Genomic DNA, 25,626 nt, shown 5'->3' with positions numbered 1-25,626 from the left:
ACTCCTTAGTTAAAGTAAAAATATTCAGGTGTTATAATTTCTTCTTTTGATCTGTTTGGCATGGTCCAACTAACAGAAAGTGATTCTCCTTCGTAATCTTCGAAATAAAGAAGCTCAACGGGATGGAATCCCTTTTTCAGGGCGATTCGTCCAACAGCTTTGATGTCGGCATGTGACCCGTCATTATCGACCACCGTGTGCCCGTTCAATCGCAGAACACTTCCGTCGTCGCTTCGGGTGGAAAATCTGTAAATACCGTCAACCGGAGCATATAAGTACCCGCTGAAAATGAGCCCGTAATGGTCAGGAGTCCGGGCTTCGGCCAACGATATTTGCTCGCAAATTCCCGAACTAACTGCCAGTCCTTTTTCCCGGATATCTGCTACCCGGCTAAAATTTCCTTCGAAATATTCATATCGAAGCCCTTGTTTGGGAAGGCAGATGGGCGAGGCTGTTTTGTAATCGGCTTTCGATGCGGTGTAACTGGACGTAATGCTGGGCAAAAAGCCGGTTTTAAACGCTTTCAGTTTAACCGGCGCTGAATACTTCAACACAAACGGACTGCTATATAACTGTGATTTTTCGGTTGGTTCGGAGCCGTCGAGTGTGTAACGTATTTCAGCGCCTTCGGTGGCTGTTCCGCAATGAACTTCTGTTTCTGTTTCGAAGAAGGAGATGTCGTTTGACAGGTAGGGAGCCGAAACTTCAACCGTTTTACTTTGAGAATAGGGAATGGTTTCGGGACCGGTACCACGAGTAGTTACCGGCTGATCATTTGTAATAAATTCGAGATGTCCTCCTTCCATTAATTCAGAATAGGTGATATAGTTGTTGTTTACCGTCTTTTTATTCCAGCGAACTTCCTTGATGTACATATTTTTAGTCGTATTTTTTGCTGTAATACACAGGTTTTTCCCATTGGCCAGGCGGATATTCGCTTTTTCAAACAAGGGTGTGGTTAATACAAATTGATTGCTCCCGGGGCATGGCTGGTACAAGCCCAGACTGCTCAGGATATACCAGGCCGACATTTGTCCGCAGTCTTCGTTGCCGGTAATCCCCTCAGGAACGGGATGGTACATTTCTTTCAACAAGCGGCGGACATAATGTTGGGTTTTCCACGGCTGGCCGGCAAAGCTGTACAGGTAGGCCATGTGGTGACTGGGTTCATTTCCATGTGCATATTGCCCAAGTAAACCGGTAATATCGGATAAATGTCCCTGAACCGGCACAGAAGTATGAAACAGGGAATCGAGCGCTGCGGTGAACTGTTGGTTTCCGCCAAACAGGTTGATCATTCCCATGACATCGTGAGGAACAAAAAAGCGGTACTGCCAGGCCGTTGCTTCGGTATATGCGCGGCCAACTTCTGCCGGATTAAAAGGCGATTCCCAGATACCATCTTTCATCCGGCCGCGAAAAAACCGGTTTTTCCCATCGAAAATATTTTTATAGAAAGCCGAACGATACAAAAAATGCCTGTAATCTTCGTCATGGCCAAGCGCTTTTGCCATCTGTGCGATGCACCAGTCATCATAAGCATTCTCGAGCAGGCACGAAACCGATTCGCGCTTCGAATCGGCCGGGATGAAACCTGTTTCGACATATGGACTTGTACCTTTCCGGTTTTTATCAGCCGAAACTTTCATCGCTTCAAAGGCTTTTTGCATATCGAAGCCCCGGATGTTTTTACTGTAAGCATCGTAAATGACCGAAACTGCATGGTAGCCGATCATGGTTCCTGTTTCACCGGATGATAAAGGCCAAATGGGTAGTTCGCCGGTTTGATCGTAAAAATTCAGGAATGAGTTTATCATGTGGTTGACCAGGACGGTATCCGTTAGTGTCATCAGCGGATTCCAGGCTCTGAAGGTATCCCACAGCGAAAAGGTTGAGTAAACTTTGGGATTGCTTGCTTTCCGGATGATCCCGTCGGCTCCGCGGTATTCGCCGTTAACATCGGTAATTTCGTTGGGAGCGAGGAGGCTATGGTAAACGGCCGTGTAAAAGTTAATCAGGTCATCGCGGCTGCCTCCCGAAATTTTATAGACAGAAAGAGCATCCGCCCAACGGTTTTGTGTTTCAGTTTTTATCCGGTCAAAACCAAAACCGGCGGCTTCTGCCAACAGGTTGAGGCGGGCATTTGTTGTGCTCACCGATGAAAGGCCTACTTTGCAAACAACCGGCTGGCCCTGAAATTCAGGAAATGCAATAACAGCCTGGATTTTTTTGCCTTTCACGCCGGAGGAAGTTGCGACTGATTCGCCCTCAGCAATCAATTCGACTTGAAACGGTACAGAAAACTGTGCCACAAAATAGATGGATTGATTGTTCACCCAGCCACTGGTCCTGCGCATTCCTGAGATTTCGTCTTTGTCGATTTGGATTTCTGCCTCGTTAATTGTTTCGTTGTCGAGCAAATGAGCCAGGTCGATGACGATTTTTGGTTGGCTTTTCCCCGGAAATGTATACCGGTGGAGTCCGACATGAGTTGTCGCGGTGAGCTCGGCCCGGATGCCGTTATCCAGCTTTACCCGGTAATAACCTGCCCGGGCAAATTCATTTTGATGTGAAAAGGGCATCGGGTCGAACAGATATCCTTCCCGGTTTTTTTGTATGTCAGTGATGGTTGGGTGAAACAGGATGTCGCCCAAATCAATACAACCAGTTCCGCTTAAATGGGTGTGCGAAAATCCCAGGATAACCGAGTCGCTGTAATGATATCCGGAACAGGCATCCCAGTTGCCTCGCCGCGTATCCGGACTGAGCTGTACGGCTCCAAAGGGAGTTGTGGCTCCCGGGTAGGTGTGCCCGTGAAAACCTGTCCCAATAAACGGATCAACATAATCCAACGGACTTTTCCGGTTACAGCCGGGAAGTATTAATGCCGCCAAAATGAACGAGTAGAAGAAATATCGCATATTATATTTTGTTAGTACCCGGTTTAATCTGGATGGTTTCCGAGCCATCCTCCCAACTAAGTAAAAGCTTCAGTTCGATGTTTGAATGGATTTCAATCACAGGGCGTTGTTTTGCTGAACTTCTGGCGGCACATTTCAACGACAACATACCGTCGGGGCCAATCGGATAACGGTCTATTCCATGTTCGTCGGTCAGGTTGATGTGCCAGTTGATGGTTTTCTTCAGGAAATCCGGATTGATGCCAAACAGGCTTTCAAAGAGGATGGCTACCGGAACCAAACCGGTCCAGCCCACAAAGTCGGGACGGGCGAGCAAGCCCGGTTCGGTGTCTTCGGCGGCATAATATTCCCAGAATGTATTGGTTTTTTTGAAGACTTCGGCAACCTGCCGGTGGTGTTTCCCGGCTAAATCGAAGGCCAGCGGATGGAAACCGTTGCGTTGAAGCCCTTTGATGATCATATAATTGGTTGGAGCCCAAACGCCACCCTGCCAGTAACGGCCATCGGCCTGATATTTTTCGTGATTCGCAGGAATGGATGGAACCGGGTGTCGGCGGTAAAAGGTTTCCGGGTTAGCCAGGTGACCAATGAAGCTTTTCATTTCATCTTTGGTTAGCAACTCGCTCCACAAAGCCCAATAGGCGCCTATGCTTTTCAGTGTCCCCATACTTCCGTTGGCATATTTGTCGTAGAAGAATGAACTTTTGGGGTCCCACATTTTTTCTTTGATGAGCTTTTTAAGAAGTTTCAGCTCGTCTTCAATGTCCTCGATTTCCTGCCAGCGTTCGACATAAAATCCGAAATCGACCAGAATTTTACCAATAAAAAGCTGTTGCAGGCAGGTGTCGAGCCAAGTCATGTGACCGTGAGAGAAGATCGGGTTGTATTTTCCGGATACCCTGGGTTGGTTATCCATACCGGTGCCCCATCCGCTCGACCAGTATAAGCCATCCTGCCAGGTACGGTTCAGTTTTAGCCATTGGTAGTAGGCGCTCAGTACCGGAAAAATTTTATGGATTCGTTCCCAGTCTCCGAAATGGCGGAAATATTCCATCTCGCTCCACGGAATCAGGTTGGGGCCGGTACTGGTGGGGTCGTAGCGATGAAAACAGTCCTCACCGGTGTTGCCCCATATTTCGCGACAGATAAAGCCGTCGGGATGTTGTTTGGCGTAAAAATTATCCAGTGTTTTTTGAAAAGGATAGGCGCGTGAGCCGTACCGGGCAAAAAGGGTGATGAAATTGGAATCCCACATGAAAATGTTGCCATTGTAGGCCGTATCGATGTAGGATGTAATGAACCCGGATTCGGGGGAGGGGTTTTTAATGTTTCGGAAAGCAATTTCCCAGGTTTTCCAATACATCTGAATTGCCGTTTCGTTTCCTTTCCAGAAAGGAGCGGGCAGAATGCCACGTGCTTTTTCAAAGCCGGGTGGTTCAATCAGCACCGGCCGGGCGTTGCGAAACTCATTTTCGGTAACAAATACATTTTTAATATAGGTATTCTTATAAGGAAGTTTGCCGGAGGTGGTGGCGGTTGTTTGCACAACCTCGTCTTCGGCCAGAACTTTCGGAATCGGTAAGGCTGAGGCCCCTGCAATTAAAGCAGTCGTTCGGAAGAAGTTACGTCGTGAATTCATTTTTAGTTGGTTTTAACGTTACAGCGAAAAAATACTGTTTAATTCGAAAGCCTGTTCAATGGTTGTGGATATACCATCCACGATCGGGTTATTCTCCGAAATAGCAAAGAGTGCCAGGGAGCTATTTGAACAACCTCCTGTTTCCCTTATAATTGATTGAGATCCCGAAACATGTTCGGGATCTCTGTGACAAACAATTTAAAACAGGCTTATTTTGAAGATACCGGGCGAAACCTGGACAGAGCAGACCGTTTATCACGCCCGGAATCTTTTAGGTATTATTTGCCGGCATTGTACATGGCCGTAATTTCAGCATTGGTCAGGGCATAATTATAGAAAATGACATCACTGTATTTGGCCAGAAGCTTATCACCGTAACTTCCGGTTCCGTCCTGGTTAATTTTGACGGTCACCCCGTTATTGATATCAGCAGCATTCATAATGGCGGATGCCTGGAGAGCACCGTCAACATAAATCTCGGCATAACCGGTACGGTTTAGGACACAGGTGACAAAATGCCATTCGGTTCCCAGTAAAGGATTTGTTGTGTCGTCCATCCGGAAGTCGGTTTTAGAGCCCTCGCCATTTCCGGCAACAAACCGTAAGCGGCCGTTTAGCCAGGCCAAAACCCAGCCCGGATTGTTTGAACTATTCCAATCCATGGTTCCCATCAAGGCCGGATCGCTGATGTTGTGCCCCGACTGCATCCAAAAGCTGATGGAAAAATTCTGGTTAGCGCCAAAGTTTAGTAAACTTGAATTTTCAACCTCCAGGAACGAGTTTTGTCCTCCTTTAAACGATGCCACAATTCCCCGATTGTCATCCTCCGAAAAACCTTCGATATTAACGTCCTTCGTTTTTAGCTCAACAACCGAACCATCTGACTTTCTGAAGGAAACGATGGATGGAATGTCACTGATGACTGTGAAAGCGTACGATTTAATCGATTGATAACCAATGCCGTCGACACCGGCATCGTCAAAATAGACATGAAAAAGAAGTTTTGTACTTTGTCCGAACGGAATGTCCAGATCGTCGACAAGACAGGAAAAAGATGCTTCTTTATCATTCACAACCAGGGAGGAAAGCACTGTTTTACTGACCGAGTTTATGATGTCGATTTTTTGAATAACCAGATTACATTCAATATTTATTTTGACTTCATCTGTTTTCCTGAAATAATCAGAAAATTCGTTGGTTTTTACTTCCCCGGTTCGGGGGTTTGTGTGGTTGAATGTCATCTCGAGTCCGGATAACCTGGCATCAACCGGCTGTTGGTCGTCAAAGTCACAAGCCGGAAAAGCAAAAGCCAGTCCAAGTATCAGGAATAATATATTTTTTTTCATTGCATTTTTTCTAAGTGTTTAAATAAGGCAGATCAATAACCCTGATTTTGCTTCAGGTTAACACCCTTGGCAATTTCCCGGGTCGGGATGGGGAAAACATGATGTTTGGCAGGGTCAAAGTTGCGGGCTGGCCATACTTCGATGATGTCGAGTGATGCAACCGAGTTTCCCGACAGGTTCACCTTAAACCCGTGAAGTGCTTGCGCGTAAGCTGTTTTCGCATCGCCCCAGCGAACGAGATCGAGATGACGGAATACTCCGAATTCGAGCGCAAACTCGCAACGTCGTTCATTTTTCAATTGCGCCTTGGTTGCCTGACTGTTACGCGGAAGGCCTGCCCGTTCGCGAATGTCATTAAGAAGTTCTTTGGCCGTTGCATTTCCTTCCCCGTTTTTCCAGATCAGCGCTTCGGCTTTCATCAGCAACACATCGGCGTAACGTACAAGTGGTACATTCAGATCGGTGGTGCCGTTATCGCTGTTCGGGTTAACCGTTTTACCCACGCAGTCGGCTTCTTCAAAGGGGTCGAGGTATTTCCCGAAGGTCATGGCTGAAGGGCTTGAAACCGACGAAGGATTAACCGCCCAAATGATCTGGTTGCCAATAAACTGAATGGTGTCTCCGGGGGCAACAATAGTTGCTTTAAGGCGTTCGTCTCCTGCTTCAAAGGCATTGTACAACTCAACAGTTGGCTGGAAATATCCCCAGGTATTGTAATACCCGAATCCTCCGTTCTGAAAAATAACCCCGGGAAACTTTGACCCGTCAACCTCGGTACTGGTGACACTCATGATGTATTCCCGGCTCCAGTTATTTTCGATCAGGAACACGTCTTTGTATTTGGGGAGCAACCCGTGTTTTTCCGAATTAATTACTTTGTCGGTGTATTCAATAACGGTATCGTAGTATTTGTTGTCGTATTGCGCGGCATACAGTGCAGCCCTTGCAATTAACGACCAGGCAGCTGTTTTGTGCATCAGGCCCCACTCGTTGGCCGGGATCTCGTCGAAATAGGGAAGTAGTTCGCCTGCTTTTTTCAGGTCTTCGATAATCAGGTCATAATTATCCAAAACTGAGGCAGGCCGCGGAACATCGATATCTTCAATGGTGGTGTTCTCTGTTACAATCGGGATACCGCCGTTTGGTCCGTTATCACCGTACCAGGGCGCCAGCCACAGGTAGGCAAATCCGCGCCAGAAATAAGCATGTCCGAGTACATTATTCCGTACTTTCTCAGAGAGTTTACCTGCATTGGGCGCTGCTTTGATCAGTTGATTGGCATAATTGATGGTTTCATACATTTTGGGCCAGTTGTCTCTTACATCGCGGCTGCTGGAACCATTGTCCACAAAATTTTTGATATTTTGCGCTTCGGCCTGGGTACGACCGGTAATGAGGTTGTCGCTGCAGTTTTCGTACCACATAAAACCGCGTCCCATGGTGCCTTCGCGGTATTGCCAGTCGAAGAGGGCATAAACTGACTGCATGGCCTGATCATCCGTCAGGTTACCCAGTTGGTTTGGTTGTCCGTAAGGTTCAAATTCCAAAAAATCATTGCAGGCGTTCAGCGAGAACAAAAGAACCAGAAACGATAACAGGATATATTTCTTTTTCATGGTATTTTCTATTTAAAATGTAACATTAAGACCGAGGCTTAGCATACGGGCAACAGGATATCTTCCTGCATCAATCCCCAGGTTGCCGACCTCCGGGTCAAATCCTGAATAATTTGTAAAAGTCAACAGGTTTTCACCGTTCATATAAACGCGGAATGAACTGTTGTTTAAACCAATTTTTTCGGTTAAACTTTTAGGAACAGCATACGAAACATTCAGGTTTTTCAATCTCAGGTAATCTCCTTTTTCCAAAAAGAAATCAGATACTTTTGAATAGTTCCCGTTCGGGTCTTCAACAACGGCAAGTCTTGGCATTCCCGAATTTGGATTGTATTCGTACGAGTCCAAAACATCCACGCTCATGTTCCATCCTTTCGATCCGGTATAGGTCATGGCTTTGACGCCGTTAAAGATTTTAACCCCTGAAACGCCCTGGAAAATCATGTGGATACTGAAATTCTTCCAGCTGGCACCAATATTAAAACCATATGATAAATCGGGAACGTCATACGATCCCATATAAACCCGGTCGCCATCGTTGATCATCCCGTCATTATTGGCATCTCTGAATTTCAGATCGCCGGGACGGGCCGAAGCCTGAATTTTAGTGGCCGTTCCTGTGGAGGGATTTGTCCAGGTGTAACTGTCGATCTCGGCCTGGCTTTTGAAAATTCCGATTGCATCGATCAGGTAAAACGAATGCCAGGGCTGGCCGGCCGTCGATTGCAACGGCTTCATCGAGTTTACATCGTTGGTGTGGGCGATAAAGGAGGTAGCGCCAATGCTCTTCACTTCATTTTTGAATGTACCCAGGTTTGCTCCAAGGTCCAATGTTACGTCACCAATTTTTTTATTGTAGGTGAACGAAAGCTCCCATCCTTTATTTACGACTTCGCCTACGTTATACTCGGGAGGTGAGGCAACTCCTGCCACCGACGGAACGGGCATGCTTTCGATGAGGTCTTTGGTATGTTTGTAGAAATAATCCACAGAAACATTCAGGGCATTTTTGAACAGGCCAAAATCGAGTCCCACGTTAGTTTGCTCTGTGCGCTCCCATTTTAAATTGGGGTTGGGGATTGTAGTCTGGTAGATGCCATAAGCTTGAACTTCGCCATCTTCACCCAGGAACAGCGGCCATCCGGTTACCTGATATGGCGGGGCATAAATAAAACGGCGAACCGAGTTGATGTTACCTACCTGGCCCCAACTGGCCCGCAATTTCAGAAAAGAAATTTCCGGCAGATTATTTTTCATGAACGGTTCTGAAGAGATTTTCCATGCTCCGGATACGGCCGGGAACAGATCCGAGTTGTTTCCCGGACTCAGTTTTGATGAAGCGTCCCTGCGGATACTTCCATTCAGAAAATACCGGTCGGCATATGAATAGGAAAGACGGCTTAGCGCCGAAACCGATGATTCTTCCCAGATATCTTCTTCCGGCTTGATTGTCCAGTCGGTTCCGTTTAAGAAGGTGGTTTGGTGTTCTTCTTCGATGGCAAATCCCTTCATTTGGCTCCAGTTGTAGCGCGAGTTGGTTTTTGTGAGGGTGAAGCCCGCCAACACGGAGATGTAATGCTTTTCGTTCAATACCTTTGAGTAGGAAGCAATGTTTTCCCAAATCCAGTTTTTATACAAGGTGTTTGAAATGCTCCGGTAGTTTTCGTCAATGGTTCTTCCGGGTTCAAGGAAGCGCATCTGGAAAGACTCTCTTCGCGAATTTTTGATATCGACTGAAAAATCAGATTTCAGGCTTAAACCGGCAAAAGGTTTCAGTTCGACAGAAGTATTCGAAAATAATCGGTTATCGGGATTGTATTGACGCACTTTTTCGAGCATGGCAACGGGGTTTCGGAGGTCGGCTTCTACACTATACCCTTCGGCAAGCGCCCATCGGGGTACAGTTCCTCCGTATAATTTGTTCCCGCTTTCGTCATATTCATAAACCGTTGAAAAACGGGGATAGGCCATCGCTGCAAATATGGATCCGGTATGTCCGTCGCCGACTGCGCTTTTACCGTTCCCAAAATCGTAAGTCATTTTTTGTCTGATGGTTACCCAGGTGGTTGGGGTAAAATCGACATTTAAACGCGTGGTTAATTTATCGGCGTAGGTATTGATCAGGGTACCTTCTGTATTGTCGTACGAGATGGATGCCAATGCCTTAATTTCTTTTGAACCGCCACGCAGGGTCAGGTCGTAATGCTGAATTCGTCCGGTGCGGAATATTTCATCAACCCAGTCGGTACGGGTTACATTTCCATAAGGGAACAGTAGCGGATCGTAGGCAATAGGAACTGTTTTCCCTGCTGCTGCCGATGCGTCTTTCCACACTTTGTTAAAGTCTTCGGACGAAAGTACTTCCGGAAGCTGCCAGGCGGTCTGATAGCCGTTCCAAACATTGGCTTCAATAATCACTTTGCCTTCTTTCGCTTGTTTGGTTGTCACCAGGATGACACCTCCCGAACCGGCATAAGCGCCATATATAGCTGCCGAAGCGGCATCTTTCAACACCGTGATTGTTTCGATATCGGCCGGGTTAAAGGGGGCACCGGGAACTCCGTCAACGACATAAAGCACCGCATCGCCGTTTTTGTTCCCTTTCCCGCGAATACTGATTTCTGCTGAGGATGTGGGGTCGCCGCTTTGAGTCACCGTTACGCCGGTAATCTGCCCTTGAAGAATCGTTCCGAGAGAGGAGGGACGTCCTTTGAAATTATCTCCGACTTTGACGGTTGAAACCGCAACCGACAGGTCCTGTTTACGGGCATTCGTGTATCCGATAGCCACTACTTCGTCGATGCCGATGGTTTCTTCTTCCAGGATGATGTTGAAGGTGGTTCTGTTGCCAATCAACACTTCCTGCGATTTCATTCCGATAAATGAGAACACGATTACGGTATTTTTATCGGCAACCTGAATTGTAAATCTTCCTTCAGCGTCGGTTATTGATCCCATCACCGTACCTTTTACCGAAACGGAAACACCGGGTAACGGATCTCCGTTGACATCGGTTACTTTACCGCTAACCGGGATCTGGCCGGACTGAAAAGACAAGCCGGGACGGTTGAGATTTTCATTTCCTTTATAATCTTCGGAATATACAATAATGTGACGGTCTACAATGCGGTATCCGAGATGCGTATTGTTCAGGATGTCGTCCAGGATTGTTTCAATCCTGACATCCCTGGCATTCACGCTTACGTGGATATCGTCGTTAACCACGTCGTTATTGTAGATAAAGCGGAATTCGCTTTGTTCACTGATCAGCTCAAAGAGCTGTTTAAGCTGGATGTCTTTGTACTCTAAACTCAACCGGGTGTTTTGAGAATAACTGCTGGCAAACAGGTTTGCCACAAAGACGAAAGTAAAAAATAAGGTTAGGCGCATAATTAGTCCCGCTTTTTTGAGCCTTCTTCTGGGCAAAGAAAGCCCGTCAATACAACTTTTTTTCATAGATTTGCATTGTTTACAAGTTAAACACTTTATTTGCATTATTTTACAAACGGGAAATGTGGGAGCATTTCCCGTTGCTTTTAATTATCAGGTCTGTTATTGGTCGTTTTGTAGTTTTAGCATCCGATTTTTTTATTTGGTTTATTGAAATATTTGTGTCTGAATTTTCTCTGTCAGTTTGTTTTTTCTCACTCCTTGTTTAAAGTGAAATGATGTATCGTCGTCCTTCTTTTTTTAGTTTAAACGAATGGGCTTTATTCAGTAATTCCAGTATTTCGTCAAGATTTTTAGTTTCAAAATCGCCCGTAAATCTCAGTGATTCGGCGGCTTCATCCACAAAAATGAATTCACAGTCAAACTTCCGCTCAAGTTGATGGGCAATTGAACGGAGGTTATGATTGTAAAAACGGAACCTTCCTTCGCGCCAGGGAGCAATTAAATTTTCAGGTTTGTTTTTTACCGTAATTTCCCCATTCGATTTATTGAGTGTGGCTGATTCCGATGGAGAAAGAATAACCGATTTGCTGACGTCGGCTTTACTTTGCAGTTCCACTGATCCCTCAAGTAAACAGGTACTGATATCCGGGTCGTTTTGGTAATTGCTGACACTGAATGATGTGCCCAGAACTCTTACCGTTAAATCAGACGTATTGACAAGGAACGGCTTTTGGGGATTCTTAGTGACTTCAAAAAACGCTTCTCCAATAAGAAATACATTTCTGGTTTTTTCGTTAAACTGGCTTTGAAGGATCAATGTTGATTTGGAGTTGAGCCAAACTTTGCTGCCGTCAGGTAAATTAACCAGTTTTACTTCACCTGTTTTGGCAGTATATTCAGGTATGCCTGTCGAATGAGGATTATTCCGGTTTATGAAATAATAGGCGTTAAGGCCAATTGAAAGTACCAGCATTGCCGCCGCGGCATATTTCCACCAAGAGCTGACTTTAGTAATTTTGGTTCGTTGTGATTGCCTGAGATGAAGCTTTTTTGATGTTAATTTCCAGATTCGGTTTGCAGAATTGGTTTCAGGATGATAAACATCCCAAATTGATTTTAATTTTCTGACGGATGCTCGTTCGTGAGGATTATTTTTCAATCGTTCCCGAATCATTCGTTTTTCATCAGAACTACTTTCTCCTGAAAGAAAACGGGCATACTCTTCATATTTTGGATCAATGTTTTTCACTTGAATCAATTCTTCATAGTTAAAATACTAAAAAACAAGCAATCAGAACTTACAATAATAAGTACCTGCATTTATAAATAAAGACGCAAAGCATTGAAAAATCTCCCATTGTTAGCACATAATTTTTAGGGGAAGATGAATGAATAATAAGTAATTGATTTGAAATCAATAGAATAGAAATAGAGCGATTTTGCCGAAATCAGTGCCTGTGATTTTTTTGTTTTGATTCAAGGATTGAGAAATATGCACCAATGCATTGGCAATGTGATTATTAATCGTTTTAACAGAAATGCCCAGAATCTCCGAAATTTCTTTGTATTTCAATCCCTGTACTTTTGCCAGTGTAAATACGGCTTTGCATTTAGGAGGGAGTTGGTCGATAGCTGCATTTATCCAGGCCAGCATCTCTTCTGTGATATCGTCGGTTTCCGGTCCGGTGAGCGGCAATGTATGGAACTCTTCCAGATTTTCGAGGGTAATTTCTTTGCGTCCGCTCATTTTCCTGAGATGTGAAATACTGGCATTCCGAACGATGATGTATAGATATGATTTGATGTCCCGGATCTCGAAAATTCGCTCACGTTCTTTCCATAAACTGACAAAGGCATCGCTGACAATTTCTTCTGCAACTTCGCGAACACGAACAAAACCGATAGAAAACACCAGAAGCTCATCTGAATATCGGTATACAAGGGCCTGAAAAGCATGCTGATTGCCTTTTTTAATTAATGAGATCGTGTCACGGGTTGATTCCATTCCAATTTTTGCATATCCATTCCGTTCAAAGTTAAAAAGAATAATTAGCTGAAGTGCGTGGCTTGTTCTTTTTAATTGAATTTTAATTGCTGCGAACCCCTGTATATCAATCGGAATCTGGTGATGTTTTTCTGCAGTCATGTTCGGTATTTCAATGGTTAAATCAGGATGTGAATGCTCCATTTTGGTGTAGTCTGTAAGTGATCATAAGTTCAATTTCTTATGTTTAAAAAAAATATTATCTTGCACGCTGGAATTTTGTAAAGGCGGTTTTTATGTAAGGATGTTCGGGTGCGAATGTCTGGTATATAGGAAAATGGAAGGAAATGATTGCTGATCTCGTTCTGAATTCAACTTTGCTCGTTACTCTGACTGTTTTATACAGTTTTCTGGCCAGGAACAAACAGTCGGGCATATTGGTTTTTAAAATCATATCGGGCTTTTTGTTTGGGGCTATTGCCGTGGCGGGGATGAATCTCCCGGTTTATTATCAGCCGGGGATTATTTACGACGGACGATCCATTGTGCTTTCGCTTGCAGGTCTGTTTGGCGGAGGAATTGTTGCCGGCATATCAGCATTGCTGGCTGTTGCCTACCGGCTCTATATGGGCGGCGCCGGTGTTTGGGCCGGCTTAACTACCATTGTTACGGCCGCTTCGGTTGGGCTTTTTTTCCGGAAGATTTACGCAGGCAAACCGGAGAATATCGAAGCAATTCATCTATTCGGCATGGGCTTGCTCACCAACCTGGTTATGTTGTTATGCCAGTTGTTGTTACCCTGGCCATTTGCAGTAAAAGTAATCAGCCAGGTTTGGGTACCGGTGTTGCTGGTTTTCCCGTTTACAACCCTGTTGATGGGCTTGTTGCTAAAGAATGAGACCAGACGTATTCTGGCTGAAGCCGAAATCCGCGAAAGCGCTACGCGTTACCGAACCACTCTTCATAGCATTGGCGATGCTGTAATTACCACAGATAATCAGGGAATCATCACCTTTATCAACCCCATGGCCGAGCAGTTAACCGGCTGGGCAGAGTTGGAAGCTTTGGGACAGCCCATCGCCTCTGTCTTTCCGGTTGTTAACGAAAGTACCGGAGTGAAAGCTGACTGCCTGGTAGAAAAAGTACTGGATACAGGTGTGGTTATCGGTTTGGCGAATCATACCCTCTTGATAAACAGACAAGAAAAAAGAATACCCATTGCCGACAGCGGTGCGCCGATCCGCGACGAGGAGGGAAATATAATTGGCGTCGTGTTGGTTTTCAGAGATCAAACGGATGAAAGGAATATGCACCGGCAACTTCAGGACCGCGAACGCTTGTACCATAGCCTGACCGATCAGTCGCCTGTTGGTATTTTCCGGACCCGGGCTGACGGATACACGACTTACGTTAACCCCAAGTGGTGTTCAATCAGCGGTGTTTCTCCTGAACAGGCGCTTGGTACAGGTTGGTTGGCGGCTGTTCACCCGGACGATCGCGATCAGTTGAGCCGGGGTTGGGATCAGGCAACCGGTAACGGATTGAAATCTGTAGCCGAGTATCGTTTCCGTAAATCAAACGGCAGTCCTACCTGGGTGGTGGGAGAGGCAGTCCCTGAAAGCTCTGCTGAGGGAGATATCCTAGGGTATATCGGTACAATCACCGACATTACCGAACGCAAACTGGCCGAACAATCCTTACTCCGGTCACGGGAAAACTTCCGCCGGTTGATGGATGAATTTCCAATGGGACTGCGTATCGTTTCGCAAACAGGTCAAACGCTGTATGTTAACCAGTCTTTCTTGTCGTTGTACGGCTTTGAAAACCTGCCGGAATACCTTAGCGCTTCCCTGGAAAAAAGATATACCCGGGCCAGTATGGAACAACACCTGATTCGAAAAGAGAAACGTAAGAATGGAGAAGAGGTTGAGCCGGAATATGAGGTGGAAATTCTTCATAAGGACGGGGGAGTGCGCAACCTGCATGTCTACCGGAAGTTGATTGACTGGGATGGATCGCCCCAGTTTTTGGTGATTTATCAGGATTTCACCGAACGTTATAAGGCCGAAGAAGCTTTGGTCCGGAGTGAAAAATCGCTGAAGGAGGCCCAGGAGATTGCCGGGATGGGCCACTGGGACTACGACCTGATACAGGAAGAGACCAGCTGGTCGGAAAACTGTTACCGCTTGTTTGGTTTGCAGCCTTTTGAAATAAAACCCGATTACGCGTTTTTCAGGAGCCTGATCCATCCTGATGACCTTCTGCAACTTGAGTTAGGCGAGAAGCTCATCATGGAAAAGCAGGAGATCGTAGATCTTCGTTTTCGTGTGATCCTGCCCGACGGACAGCAAAAATGGATCATGAACCGGGTGATCCCGGAGTTTAAACTTGGCAGACTGGTTAAACTACGGGGAATCAACATGGATATCACCGAATCAAAGCAGGCGATGGACGCGTTGAAACGAAGCGAAAAAGGGTATAAAAACCTCTTTGAAAACGATTCGGCCATCAAGTTGCTGATTGATATGAACACCGGAGATCTTGTTGATGCCAATCAGTCTGCACGGGCATTTTACGGTTATTCGCGCCAACAACTAAAACAGATGAACCTGAGGCAAATTGTTCTTGCTTCGGATGAAGAGCTGGACCTGTTGCTGGCAGTTGCCCGGAAATCAAAAAACAAACAATCGGAACAACGGCACCGGCTTGCCGATGGATCAATCCGCGATGTGGAGGTTTTCACCAGTAGAATTGAATTTAAAGGAAAATTTTATCTTCATTCGATCATTCATGATATTACGGAGAAGAGAGTGGCCGAAAACCGCTTGCAGCTCCTGGGCAAGTCGACCGAACAAAGCCCGGTTAGTATCGTCATTACCGATCCGAAAGGTTACATCGAATATGTCAATCCCAAATTCACGCAGATATCGGGTTACAGCTATGATGAGGCCGTAGGGAAAACTCCTGCTATTTTGAAATCGGAACAACATCCCCTTGGATTTTATGAAGATATGTGGAACACAATTCTTGCCGGACAAGAATGGCATGGTGAACTGCTTAACCGGAAGAAAAACGGAGAGCTGTATTGGGAGAGCGCCCTGATATCGTCGATCCTGGATGAAAAAGGGGAGATTATTTATTTTGTAGCAGCCAAGGAAGACATCACCGAGAAAAAAAGGATCATTGCGGATTTACAGATGGCCAAAGAAAAAGCGGAAGAAAGTGACCGGTTAAAATCGGCTTTCCTGGCCAATATGAGCCACGAAATCCGTACTCCGCTTAATGCCATTCTTGGTTTTACCAATATTCTGGTTGAAGAGGAAAAACTGGATCAGGGCACTAAGGAGGAGTTTTACGCAATTCTGGATCAAAGTTCCGAAAATTTGCTGCAGATTATCAACGATATCCTGGATATCTCGAAGCTGGAAACCGGGCAGTTGGTGATGCACCGGGATCAGTTTGATGTCAGGCCGGTGTTGAACGGGCTTTATACCATGTTCAAACAACGCCTGCACGAAACCGATCAGAAAGAAATTGAACTCAAACTGGTTATGCCCGAGGAACCGGTCGTGATCCATAACGATAAGGTCCGGTTTAATCAGATTTTTATGAACCTGCTGAGCAATGCAGTTAAGTTTACCCCTCACGGGCAGATTTGCTTTGGCATTACCGGGATATCTTCCGAACAAATCAGCTTTTTTGTTTCAGACACCGGTATTGGGATCAGCCCCGAGTATAAAACGGCTATTTTCGACCGTTTCCGACAGGCCGACGATTCGACGACCCGTGCATACGGAGGCGCAGGCTTAGGGCTTTCCATCGTAAAAAAGCTGGTCGAACTCATGAATGGCGATATTCAACTTGAATCAGAACCTGGCCGGGGAACTACCTTCACCTTCCGTATACCTGTTTGAGTTTTAAATGAACCACGGCGCCTTTGTGCATTTGGTCGCTGTTTAACAATTTTTCGAACAGGCTGAATGCCAAACCATGATTTTCTTTTCCGAGTTGTCCCAGCGCCGTCAGGTACAGGCACACGAGTCGGTTACGCAGGTTCAGGTCGTCTTCCCAAATCAGCAAATCGGGCAGCGATACCGCGAAGTAGTCAATCTTCACCTGGTCGTTCAGGTGTTCTTTCCCAAAATCAATCAGCCTATTGAAACGTTTCCGGGCTTCTTCTTCCTGCCCCAACTTTCGCAACGCCAGTCCCTGGTAGAAAATTGTATCCGGCTGCTGGTCGTTGTAAAACACGGCTGCCGACACTTCTGTCAGCCCCTCTGCCGCCTGACGGAAAAATCCGCCGGCTTTTTCTTTTTCATTCAAGCCTTCAAAAGCCACGCCCAGCCAATAAAGCTGCTCGTTTTCCTGGGCGCCGTACAGTTTCCCCTCGCCCAAATTCTCCGGGTAACCCCGGGCTTTTTGCAGCAGGTCAATTGCTTTTTCGAATTTTTTATCCTGAATGGCTTTTTTGGCCATTTCAGTCAGGCTGAATACATATTGTCCGGTCACTTTTCCTTCGCCGCCTTCCCAAGGGTGAAACTTGCGCGACATCAGCATCTCATAGGCTTTTTCGTGATAGCCAAGGATGTTGTGCAAACCGGCAAGTTCCAGGTACAAATCGTCGCGTTCGTCCACCAGTTGACGAAAGCGTTCCAGTCTTTCCAGCCGGTTTTTGGGCGCATGGTTGAGCCGCTTGTACAACTGGTCGAGTTCCATCAATACGCGCGGGTCGGTTTGATCCAGTTCAAAAGCCTTTTTGAGTTCGGCCAATGCCCGTTCAGTATTCTGTTTTTTATTATAGTAAGCCAAGGCCAGGTTTCGATGAGCGGTTGGAAATCGATTGTATGCAGCAACCGATTTTTCCCAGCAACCGATGGCTTGTTCATAATTTCTGAAAGCATACCAGAAGTTTCCCAAATAGTAATATGCCTTATAATCCGATGGATTGACTGTAACAGCCCATTGCAAAGTGACCACCGCTTCGGGTTGATTAGGAAAACAGTAATTGGGATTGGCGCCGGCTGCTTCTTGCAAGTTTTGTTCAGAAGTTTTCAAATCACCCGATTGGTATTCAAACCAGGCTCTATAATACAGGGCCATCGGATAGACGTCCTTTTCTTTTTGTTCTTCAACTCCGATAGAAATTAGTTGGATGGCCTCTTCATACAAGCCGGCATAAGCATAATCCAGTGCAAATTCAATATAATTGTGGATATTGCCGCGGATCAATTCTTTTAACGCTGACAGGTCTGAGACGTTGTCGGTTTGGAGCAGATACTTTTCGAACAACACACCGAAATTAAATGGGTCAATGCTCAGGGAATCCATGCAAAATTTCAACGCCTTTTCTTTTTTATTTAAATGACGAAGAATACTGACTTTTAAATGGCGGGCCTGGTGGTTATGCCAATTGCGGATCAGCGAGCGGTCGATCAGTTGCAACGCTTCGGCCCAGTTTTTTTTCGCGGTTTCCAACCTGGCAATCTGAAAATAACCACTGTCCATCCAGGCGGCATTCCAAACAGATTTATAGAATGCACTGTAAGCTTCTTCCTTTTTATTTTGAAAGCGAAGCGCCATTCCCAGGTTAAAAAACGGTTCACCGTCAATCGGGTTCGGATTGCGTTCGGTAAGCGTTTCAATGGCTTGCCGGAAATAGCTTTCGGCTTTCGCAAATTGCCCGCGGCGCAGGTGCCACAATCCCAGCGCGTTGTTGCATCGGCTGTCCTTTGGGTCGCGCCGCAACGCTTCCTGGTAATACGGGCGCGGATCATAAGTGGCATGCCTGTATTGCTCCAGGTGAAGGCCGGTGAGGTAAAGCTGCTCACTGCTTTCGATGTCTTGAGGTTCTTTCGCCGCTTTGGCCGGTTCGGGGATTTCTTTTTCAGTGTCCGCTTTTGTTTTCCAGCTCACCAGGGTTATTCCTTCCGCAGTTTTTACCGAAACTTCCAGTTCATTTGGATCAATTTCGGCAGGAAGGCCAACGGTTTTTTCATAGGAAGTCGCCGGATGAAAGTCGAACGAATCATCGATCAATAATTTGTCGCCGCTACGTAAAAGTACTTTCCCCACAGGATAGGAAGCGGTGGTGTAAACTTTAACGATGGCTTTTCCTGCCTGAACTTCCAGGTTGACCATCGCCTCTTTGGTCGCATTTTTTACCAAGCCCAAGTCGCGGTAAGGCATAAAATACTGGCTGAACGATTTTTCCTCGCCGGGCATCAGCCAGGAAAAGTCGGGCTGGTTGTCGGTGTAAACACCGCACATCAGCTCGATGTATGGGCCGTCTTCATCGGTGAGGTTCCGGTCCCAGGCCCGCCCAAAATCGCTGTGCCCCCAGGTCCATTGTTTTTTTCCCGGCGAAATATGGTGGTCGGCCACATGTAGCAGCCCGCCTTTGCTGTCGTTTTCATAACCGCCCACAAAATCATATTCCGAAGTAATAGCCATATAGGAAGTGGGCACAGGAATGTTTTTGTAGCGTGAAATGTCGGTTCCCGGCGCATAATCCACTTTGTAATAAGTTCCTTTCGCTATTGGAAACTCCGAAACATCGCGTTTGCCGTGATCGAACACCGCATTGACGTCGGGCGGGAACACCGATTGGTAATTATCGTTCACTTTTACAGCCGGGTTGGCCCACCATAAAAACGTTTGCGGATGGTTGGTACGGTTATACAGTTTGACTTTTATCTCAAGATAAGCTTTATCCGGATACAGCGTAAATCCGGCCATGCCGCGGGTGCGGAACATGCGCTCCAGTTCGCTGCACCAGACCGTAACGCTGCCGTCCGGGTTTTTTTCAATGCAGCGGTCAACCGCTTCGTAGGTGGAGGGGCGGTGGTGCTGCGGCCAGTTAAATTCGATGCCGCCCGAGATCCAGGGGCCGGTCAACGCCACCAGTGCCGGTTTGATGACCCGGTTGTAATACACAAAATGACGTTGTTTCATTTTATCGTAGGCCATCTGGATCCGGCCTCCCAGTTGGGGCAGGATCATAATTTTCAGGAATTGATTTTCCAGGAAGATGGCATCCCATTCCACATCTTTCTTTTCATCTTCAATCTTTTCAATTACCGGGTGCGGATAAACTACTCCGCTGCTGCCCTGGTAAACCCGTTTTTCGAGGAACATTGGGTTTTTCTCCGGTTTCCCGATCCCGTAAGTGGCGATGGTCACTTTTTCGTACCAGGCTTTTACAGTCATAAATTCTAAATTTCAAGTTTCAAATTCCAAGTTTCAGTTTGTACAATAACTTATTTGACAAGCTTCTCAATGTTTTCTGTATTCAACTCCGTTGTTGGGTTAAAATGTGTTCCGGCCATGTATTTTTTCAGGCTGAAAAGCAATTGCTGTGCTTCCGGTCGGTTTTCGGCACCGCTGATCAGGTCGATTCCCGAAACCACGATTTTTCCTTTTCCCACTTTCGCCTCAAACAGCAGCGCCAGCGGCCGGTTGGTAAACCAGTCGTCGATGACGCGGACAATTGGCCGGAGTTCCGAAGGGAAGCTGCTCAAATTGATTGAACCCGAATGGCTCATGGCGTCCCGCCATTGCCAGTTGCTGTGGTATTCGGAGGGGAACTCAGCCAGCGCCGGGTGCGCGGGGTTGCAAAGGACTCCCAGCGTATGCGGCCCTTGTCCTTTGGTCCACGCTGTATTCCAGAAAATGCTGGAAAAGCCTGTTTTAATGTTGCCACCCATTTGGTCGGAAAGGGTTCCTTTTTTCAAGCTGAGCAGAACTGTTCCTCCGTCTTCCAAATAGTTTTTCGTGGCATCATCCATTCGCTGGACAACACGGATTTTGTCAGTTCCCGCAATGGCTTCTTTTTTTGCAGGATACACCCAAAAGTCCCAGCTGTTGGCGAAAGAACCTACTGTTACTTCGAGGGTGAGTTTTTCAGGTTTTAAGACTTGATCCAGGGGGAAAGAAATATCTCCCAGTTTGATGGCGTTCCCAATCGGAATATCGGTTTGCTCCAGTTTGCCGGTCTGAATGATCTTGCCATTCTTATCTGTAATTTTCCATTCAGGACTGATGGCACCCAACGGATTTTCACCGTAATGGGCCACTTCCACTGTTGCTTTAAAGGTTTCGTCGTTGGTGAATACTTGTTTTTTCATCCGGGCGAGTGGTACGGTGCTGTTACAAAAACGACGGTATTCCTCCGATGAAATATAGCCCTTTTCATCCCAAAAAGCGTCCAGCACGCCGACCAAAGCAGTTCCTTGCCCGGGAAAGTCGTGCAGGTCGAGCAACTGGAACCCGCCGAAATTTTTAGTGCGCAGGGCCGCCTCAATGTCGGCTTTGTAACACAAGGCCTGCAATTTCCCCGAAGCCAGTAAAAAGCTGTCGGCCAGTTGCTCCATCCCGTTTTCTTTCAGTGTTTCTCTAAAAATCTCGAAATTTCGTGCGCGCAACACCCCGTCATATTTTTCAATTTCTTTAAAATTCGGGTAAACACACCACTGCCCGATCTCGTGGCTCACCACCGGCTGCGAAAACGTGTCGCTATAAGCCGACCAATCATAACCGGTTTGTGGTGCTTGAGCATTGATGATGCTGTTCAGTTCTTCGCCCCACCGCTGAATTCTCGGGTTGGAATCGCTCAAAAAATCACTGACCGGCAGGTTCGGCCAGCCGGCGCCGGATGTGTAAATCCGGCGTTTGTCTTTTTCTTTCCAATAAGAAACAAAGCCAGTGAGGAATTCGTGGTAGTTTGGGCCACCTGGCTCGTTGCCGTACGTCATCATGCAAAACGACGGATGGTTTCCGTAGGCAGCAATCATCCGTTCGCTTTCTTCATATAAATACTGGTCGAAAGGTTTTCCATCGCCCAATGTAGTCGATTGATTGGCCCAGGAAGAACATTCCACCTGCAGGTAAAAGCCGGCACGGTCGGCAGCAACAAAAGCGGCTTTTGGCGGGCACCACGAGTGGAAACGCATGTGGTTTAAGCCATGTTCGCGACAAATCCGGAAGATGCGCGCCCACGATTCGAGGTCGGTTGGCGGGTAGCCTGTTTTCGGAAAGACGGCACATTCGAGCGTTCCGCGCAAAAATACCGGCTGCCCGTTGATTTGCAATTGTTTACCCACAACCTGAAACTCGCGCATTCCGAATGTGCTTGTTAAAACATCCGTTTGCCCCGAGGTTTTATCTTCCAGTGTTGTTTTCAATGAATAAACATTTGGATGAAATTCATTCCACAACTTCAGGTCATCTCCCGTTTCTAATTCCAATTCCAGCTCATTTTCGCCTTCTTTAAGCTCAAAATTGGCCGATTTTTGCCGGGATGTTCCTTCAACCTGAAGGGTTAAATTCACGGAAGCCGGTTTTCCGGTTGAGTTCGAAACCGCTGCGTTTACCGCGATCTTCCTGTTTTTTACATCCGGATAAACCTGAATGTTTTGAATATTGACCAAGGGACGCGCTTCCAGAAACAGCTCGCCCACCACGCCGTTCCAGTTGGTTTGCGTGTGGTCGGAAATACTGTGCGAATTGATGCCCGGATCGATCTCTTTGGTACGGTTGTCGATGCAAAGCGTCAGCCGATGTTTGCCCGGGGTGAGCATATGGGTCAGATCATAGCGGTGCGGCGTTCCGAGCGAGTTTCTCATTTCCACTTCCTGATCGTCTACCCACAGACGGCTTTCCCAGTGGCATCGTTCGAGAAACAGGCTGATCGACCGGTCATTCCAGTTTTCAGGAACTGTAATTTCTTTTTGATACCAGGCGGCGCCCTGGTAATATTTGAGCGGTTGCAGCCAAAAGGGAATTTTCAGGTTTCCTTCTTCCCGGTAACGGGCATATTCAGGTTCTTTGAAGAAAGAACTGTCCACAATTTGGCCGGTCCAGGGCGTTGCCAGGCTGAGGTCGTAGCCAATACCGTTTGAACTGAGCGAGCCGGGCAAAGTCAGGCTGTCTGACAGGCTTTGTCCAAACCATGCTTCAGCGATTCCCTGATCTGAGGGGTCAAGCGCATATTTCCAGGTTCCGGAAAGGTCGATCATTTGCTGATCGGGCCGGGTTTGACAGGAAAAGATGAAAAGTGAAAAAATAACGATCAGGTAACTTAACTTTTTCATGGTCTCGGTTTTAATTATTTATTGAAGGCGTTTCGGTGCAATAGTTTTTCAATTTCCTCCAAACTTTTCCCTTTGGTTTCCGGTAGTTTTTTCAGGATGAAAAGGAAACCCGAAAGGCAGATGAAGGCGTACAGCCAGAAAGTTCCTCCGGCATTGAGCAGGTTGTTCAGGATGGGGAAGGTGTAGGTGAGTACAAAGCAGGCGCTCCAGAGTGCGGTAGTAGCCACGGACATGGCGGCTCCGCGGATACGGTTCGGGAAAATCTCCGACAAAACCACCCAGGTAACCGGGGCTAAAGTCATGGCGTAAGTGGCAATGGCAAGCAGCACCAACACCAGGATGGCAAGGCCTTTGAACTGAAACCAGTAGCTTGTCCCAAGCACAAAATAAATGGCAGCCAGCCCAATTGATCCGAGCAACATCAGTTTGCGACGGCCCCAGCTATCCACCATCCGCATAGCCAGCAGCGTAAAAACCAGGTTGACCGTCCCGGTAATCACGATATTAAAAAGCATGTCGCCCACGGAATAGCCCGCGGCCGTAAAAATTTCTTCGGCATAATTAAAAATGACGTTGATGCCGCACCACTGCTGAAAAACCGCCAGCACAATGCCGATCAACATGATCGGCCGTATTTTCGTTGTGTAGAGCTCTTTCCAGTTCACTTTTGCCCCGCCTGCGTTAAGCGTTGCCGCGATATTTTCTTCTTCGGCTTCTGCATAACTTTCGCCGCCGATGCGTTTAAGGATCAGCCTAGCTTTGGGCTGATTGCCCGATTTAACCAGGTAGCGGGGGCTTTCGGGAATAAAAAAAGCCAGCACAAAAAAGGTGAATGCAGGAATGGTTTCGGCCCAGAACATCCAACGCCAGCCCGTTTGCCCGTTCCACGACTGCACGATCATCTGGTCAGTTGCACCTGCAGGAATAGTTTCGGCAATCAGGTAATTGATGATTTGGGCGGCCAGGATGCCGATGACAATGGTAAGCTGGTTGACCGAAACCAGCCGTCCGCGTAAGGGGGCCGGCGAAATTTCAGCAATATACATGGGCGATATGGCCGATGCCAGCCCGATGCCCAGGCCGCCGATCAGCCGGTAGATGATAAACGGCGTGAACTGGTTGACTGCTCCGGTCCCGATGGCCGAGATGGTAAACAGGGCGGCCGCGCCGATCAGCGGCAGTTTCCGGCCAAAACGATCGGTGAAATAGCCCGAAATGAGGGCTCCGAACAAGCAGCCGGTCAGGGCGCTGCTCATGGCCCAGCCCTGGAGATGGGGCAGGGAGCCAATGCTGAAAAAACGCTCATAAAAAGGTTTGGCGCCGCCGATGACCACCCAGTCGTAGCCAAACAACAGTCCTCCCATTGCCGAGACCAGGGTGATCCCGATAATAAATTGTTTGTTGTAGGTTGATTTATTCACTGAACTGTTGCACTTGGTTTAATCAAAAATACACAGAAAGAAACTAACCGGAAATGCACGATCAAATAAAAATATAGACGATCTGATCATTCAAGTAAAAAAGAAAGACCAGAACAGCAGATTGAATGCACGATATTTTTTTGCTAATTACAAGTACATTTCAGAATAATTTTTATTTTTCGGCACAAATTTGTGCGCCGGAATATGAACGATTTCATTTCAATGACATGAAAAAACAGGAAGGATTTCCAGGGCAGATCAGTTATGTCATTCCGGATAAAATTCTGGATATGGTTACAGCAAACCCGCTGATCGCCGACCTGTACATCACCGATATCGGTTATTACCCGCAGGCGCGCCATCATTTTCGCGAACGAAAAAAGGGCGTGAGCCAGGCCATTCTTATTTATAATATTGAGGGGAAGGGGATTATAACAGCAGGTAATACAAAACATGAACTGCCGCCCGATCATTTTCTGATCATTCCGCCGGGCATGCCCCATGCCTATTTTGCTGACAAGGAAAAGCCGTGGTCGATTTACTGGATTCATTTTGCAGGCCCGAAAGCAGCCCTGTTTTCGCGTTTGGCGCTTCTTCCGGTCAGCATTGAAAGGGGAAAAACGTCGCGAATCAATGAACGGCTGGAACTGTTCAACGAAATTTTTAAAAACTTCGACCGCGGTTTTAGCATCGAAACGCTGGAATACACCAACCTTTGTCTGAGCCGGCTGTTGGCCTCGTTCACCCACCTCGGGCAGTTCCGGCTGATCAACGAAAACCGGGAGAAGGATCCGGTTGGGCAAAGCATCAACTTTATGCTGGAAAACCTGGGCAGAAAACTAACGCTGAAAGAGCTTGCCGCTGAACTGAAACTGTCGTCGTCGCATTTCGCACGGCTTTTTTCTAAACAAACCGGCCATTCGCCTATCGATTATTTTATCCAGTTGAAAATTCAGCGTTCCTGTCGTTTGCTTGATAATACCAAACTTTCTGTTGCCGATGTTGCCCGGGAAACCGGTTTTGATGACCAGTTTTATTTTTCGCGCCAGTTTCGCCGGTTGATGAATATGTCGCCCCGGGAATACCGGAAACGATAGGTTAAAATTGGTATTTGGCGTTGGGCTATAGTATGTTAATCAAGTTCGGATTCCCAGCTTGAGGGCGACGGCGTTTTTTGGAAGTCAGTCCAAATCCTGAATAGTTTGTTCATTAGTGTTA

General features: G+C 46.8%; 12 protein-coding genes. 2 read left to right on the top strand and 10 right to left on the bottom strand.

Annotated features, from left to right (window positions below; all coding sequences use genetic code 11):
- Positions 1 to 5: 5 nt before the first annotated feature.
- The 7 genes from ACOIT5_RS19940 to ACOIT5_RS19910 all read right to left on the bottom strand — a co-directional run bounded on the left by ACOIT5_RS19940 (position 6) and on the right by ACOIT5_RS19910 (position 12,920).
- A complete protein-coding gene (locus tag ACOIT5_RS19940; protein ID WP_423127922.1) occupies positions 6 to 2,921 on the bottom strand; it encodes a GH92 family glycosyl hydrolase in 2,916 nt (971 codons plus the stop codon).
- 1 nt (position 2,922) lies between these two features.
- Positions 2,923 to 4,560, bottom strand: a complete 1,638-nt coding sequence (locus ACOIT5_RS19935) for an MGH1-like glycoside hydrolase domain-containing protein (protein WP_423127921.1) — start codon at positions 4,558 to 4,560, stop codon at positions 2,923 to 2,925.
- Between the two features lie 278 nt (positions 4,561 to 4,838).
- Positions 4,839 to 5,906: a LamG domain-containing protein gene (locus tag ACOIT5_RS19930; RefSeq protein ID WP_423127920.1), complete on the bottom strand. Its 1,068-nt coding sequence runs from the start codon at positions 5,904 to 5,906 to the stop codon at positions 4,839 to 4,841.
- A gap of 32 nt (positions 5,907 to 5,938) precedes the next feature.
- Complete coding sequence (locus ACOIT5_RS19925; RefSeq protein ID WP_423127919.1) at positions 5,939 to 7,522, bottom strand: RagB/SusD family nutrient uptake outer membrane protein; 1,584 nt, start codon at positions 7,520 to 7,522, stop codon at positions 5,939 to 5,941.
- A gap of 12 nt (positions 7,523 to 7,534) precedes the next feature.
- Complete coding sequence (locus ACOIT5_RS19920; RefSeq protein ID WP_423127918.1) at positions 7,535 to 10,912, bottom strand: TonB-dependent receptor; 3,378 nt, start codon at positions 10,910 to 10,912, stop codon at positions 7,535 to 7,537.
- A 265-nt stretch (positions 10,913 to 11,177) separates the two neighbouring features.
- Positions 11,178 to 12,164: a FecR family protein gene (locus ACOIT5_RS19915; protein WP_423127917.1), complete on the bottom strand. Its 987-nt coding sequence runs from the start codon at positions 12,162 to 12,164 to the stop codon at positions 11,178 to 11,180.
- A gap of 165 nt (positions 12,165 to 12,329) precedes the next feature.
- Positions 12,330 to 12,920 carry an RNA polymerase sigma factor gene (locus tag ACOIT5_RS19910; protein WP_423127916.1) on the bottom strand — a complete coding sequence of 197 codons (591 nt, stop codon included), beginning with the start codon at positions 12,918 to 12,920 and terminating at the stop codon, positions 12,330 to 12,332.
- 326 nt (positions 12,921 to 13,246) lie between these two features.
- Here ACOIT5_RS19910 and ACOIT5_RS19905 point away from each other — a divergent pair, with 326 nt between their 5' ends.
- A complete protein-coding gene (locus ACOIT5_RS19905; RefSeq protein WP_423127915.1) occupies positions 13,247 to 16,813 on the top strand; it encodes a PAS domain S-box protein in 3,567 nt (1,188 codons plus the stop codon).
- On the opposite strand, the gene ACOIT5_RS19900 is transcribed toward ACOIT5_RS19905, so the two are convergent.
- Genes ACOIT5_RS19900 through ACOIT5_RS19890 form a run of 3 tightly spaced genes read right to left on the bottom strand, consistent with a single transcriptional unit; the run spans position 16,791 to position 24,408 of the window.
- Positions 16,791 to 20,105, bottom strand: coding sequence for a DUF5107 domain-containing protein (locus tag ACOIT5_RS19900; RefSeq protein WP_423127914.1), 3,315 nt, complete (start codon positions 20,103 to 20,105; stop codon positions 16,791 to 16,793). The two genes, ACOIT5_RS19905 and ACOIT5_RS19900, sit on opposite strands and share 23 nt — an antisense overlap.
- Positions 20,106 to 20,155: 50 nt before the next feature.
- Entirely contained in the window at positions 20,156 to 22,987 is a 2,832-nt protein-coding gene (locus ACOIT5_RS19895) for a sugar-binding domain-containing protein (RefSeq protein WP_423127913.1), read from the bottom strand.
- 14 nt (positions 22,988 to 23,001) lie between these two features.
- Positions 23,002 to 24,408, bottom strand: coding sequence for a sugar porter family MFS transporter (locus ACOIT5_RS19890; RefSeq protein WP_423127912.1), 1,407 nt, complete (start codon positions 24,406 to 24,408; stop codon positions 23,002 to 23,004).
- Positions 24,409 to 24,635: 227 nt separating this feature from the next.
- Between ACOIT5_RS19890 and ACOIT5_RS19885 the strand changes: the two genes are divergently transcribed.
- Entirely contained in the window at positions 24,636 to 25,505 is an 870-nt protein-coding gene (locus ACOIT5_RS19885) for an AraC family transcriptional regulator (RefSeq protein WP_423127911.1), read from the top strand.
- Positions 25,506 to 25,626: the final 121 nt, after the last annotated feature.

This window comes from Gaoshiqia hydrogeniformans, assembly GCF_049347105.1.
GTDB lineage: Bacteria > Bacteroidota > Bacteroidia > Bacteroidales > Prolixibacteraceae > Gaoshiqia > Gaoshiqia hydrogeniformans.
Note: the sequence above shows the minus strand (reverse complement) of the source record. Positions and strands in the feature narration are given on the sequence as shown.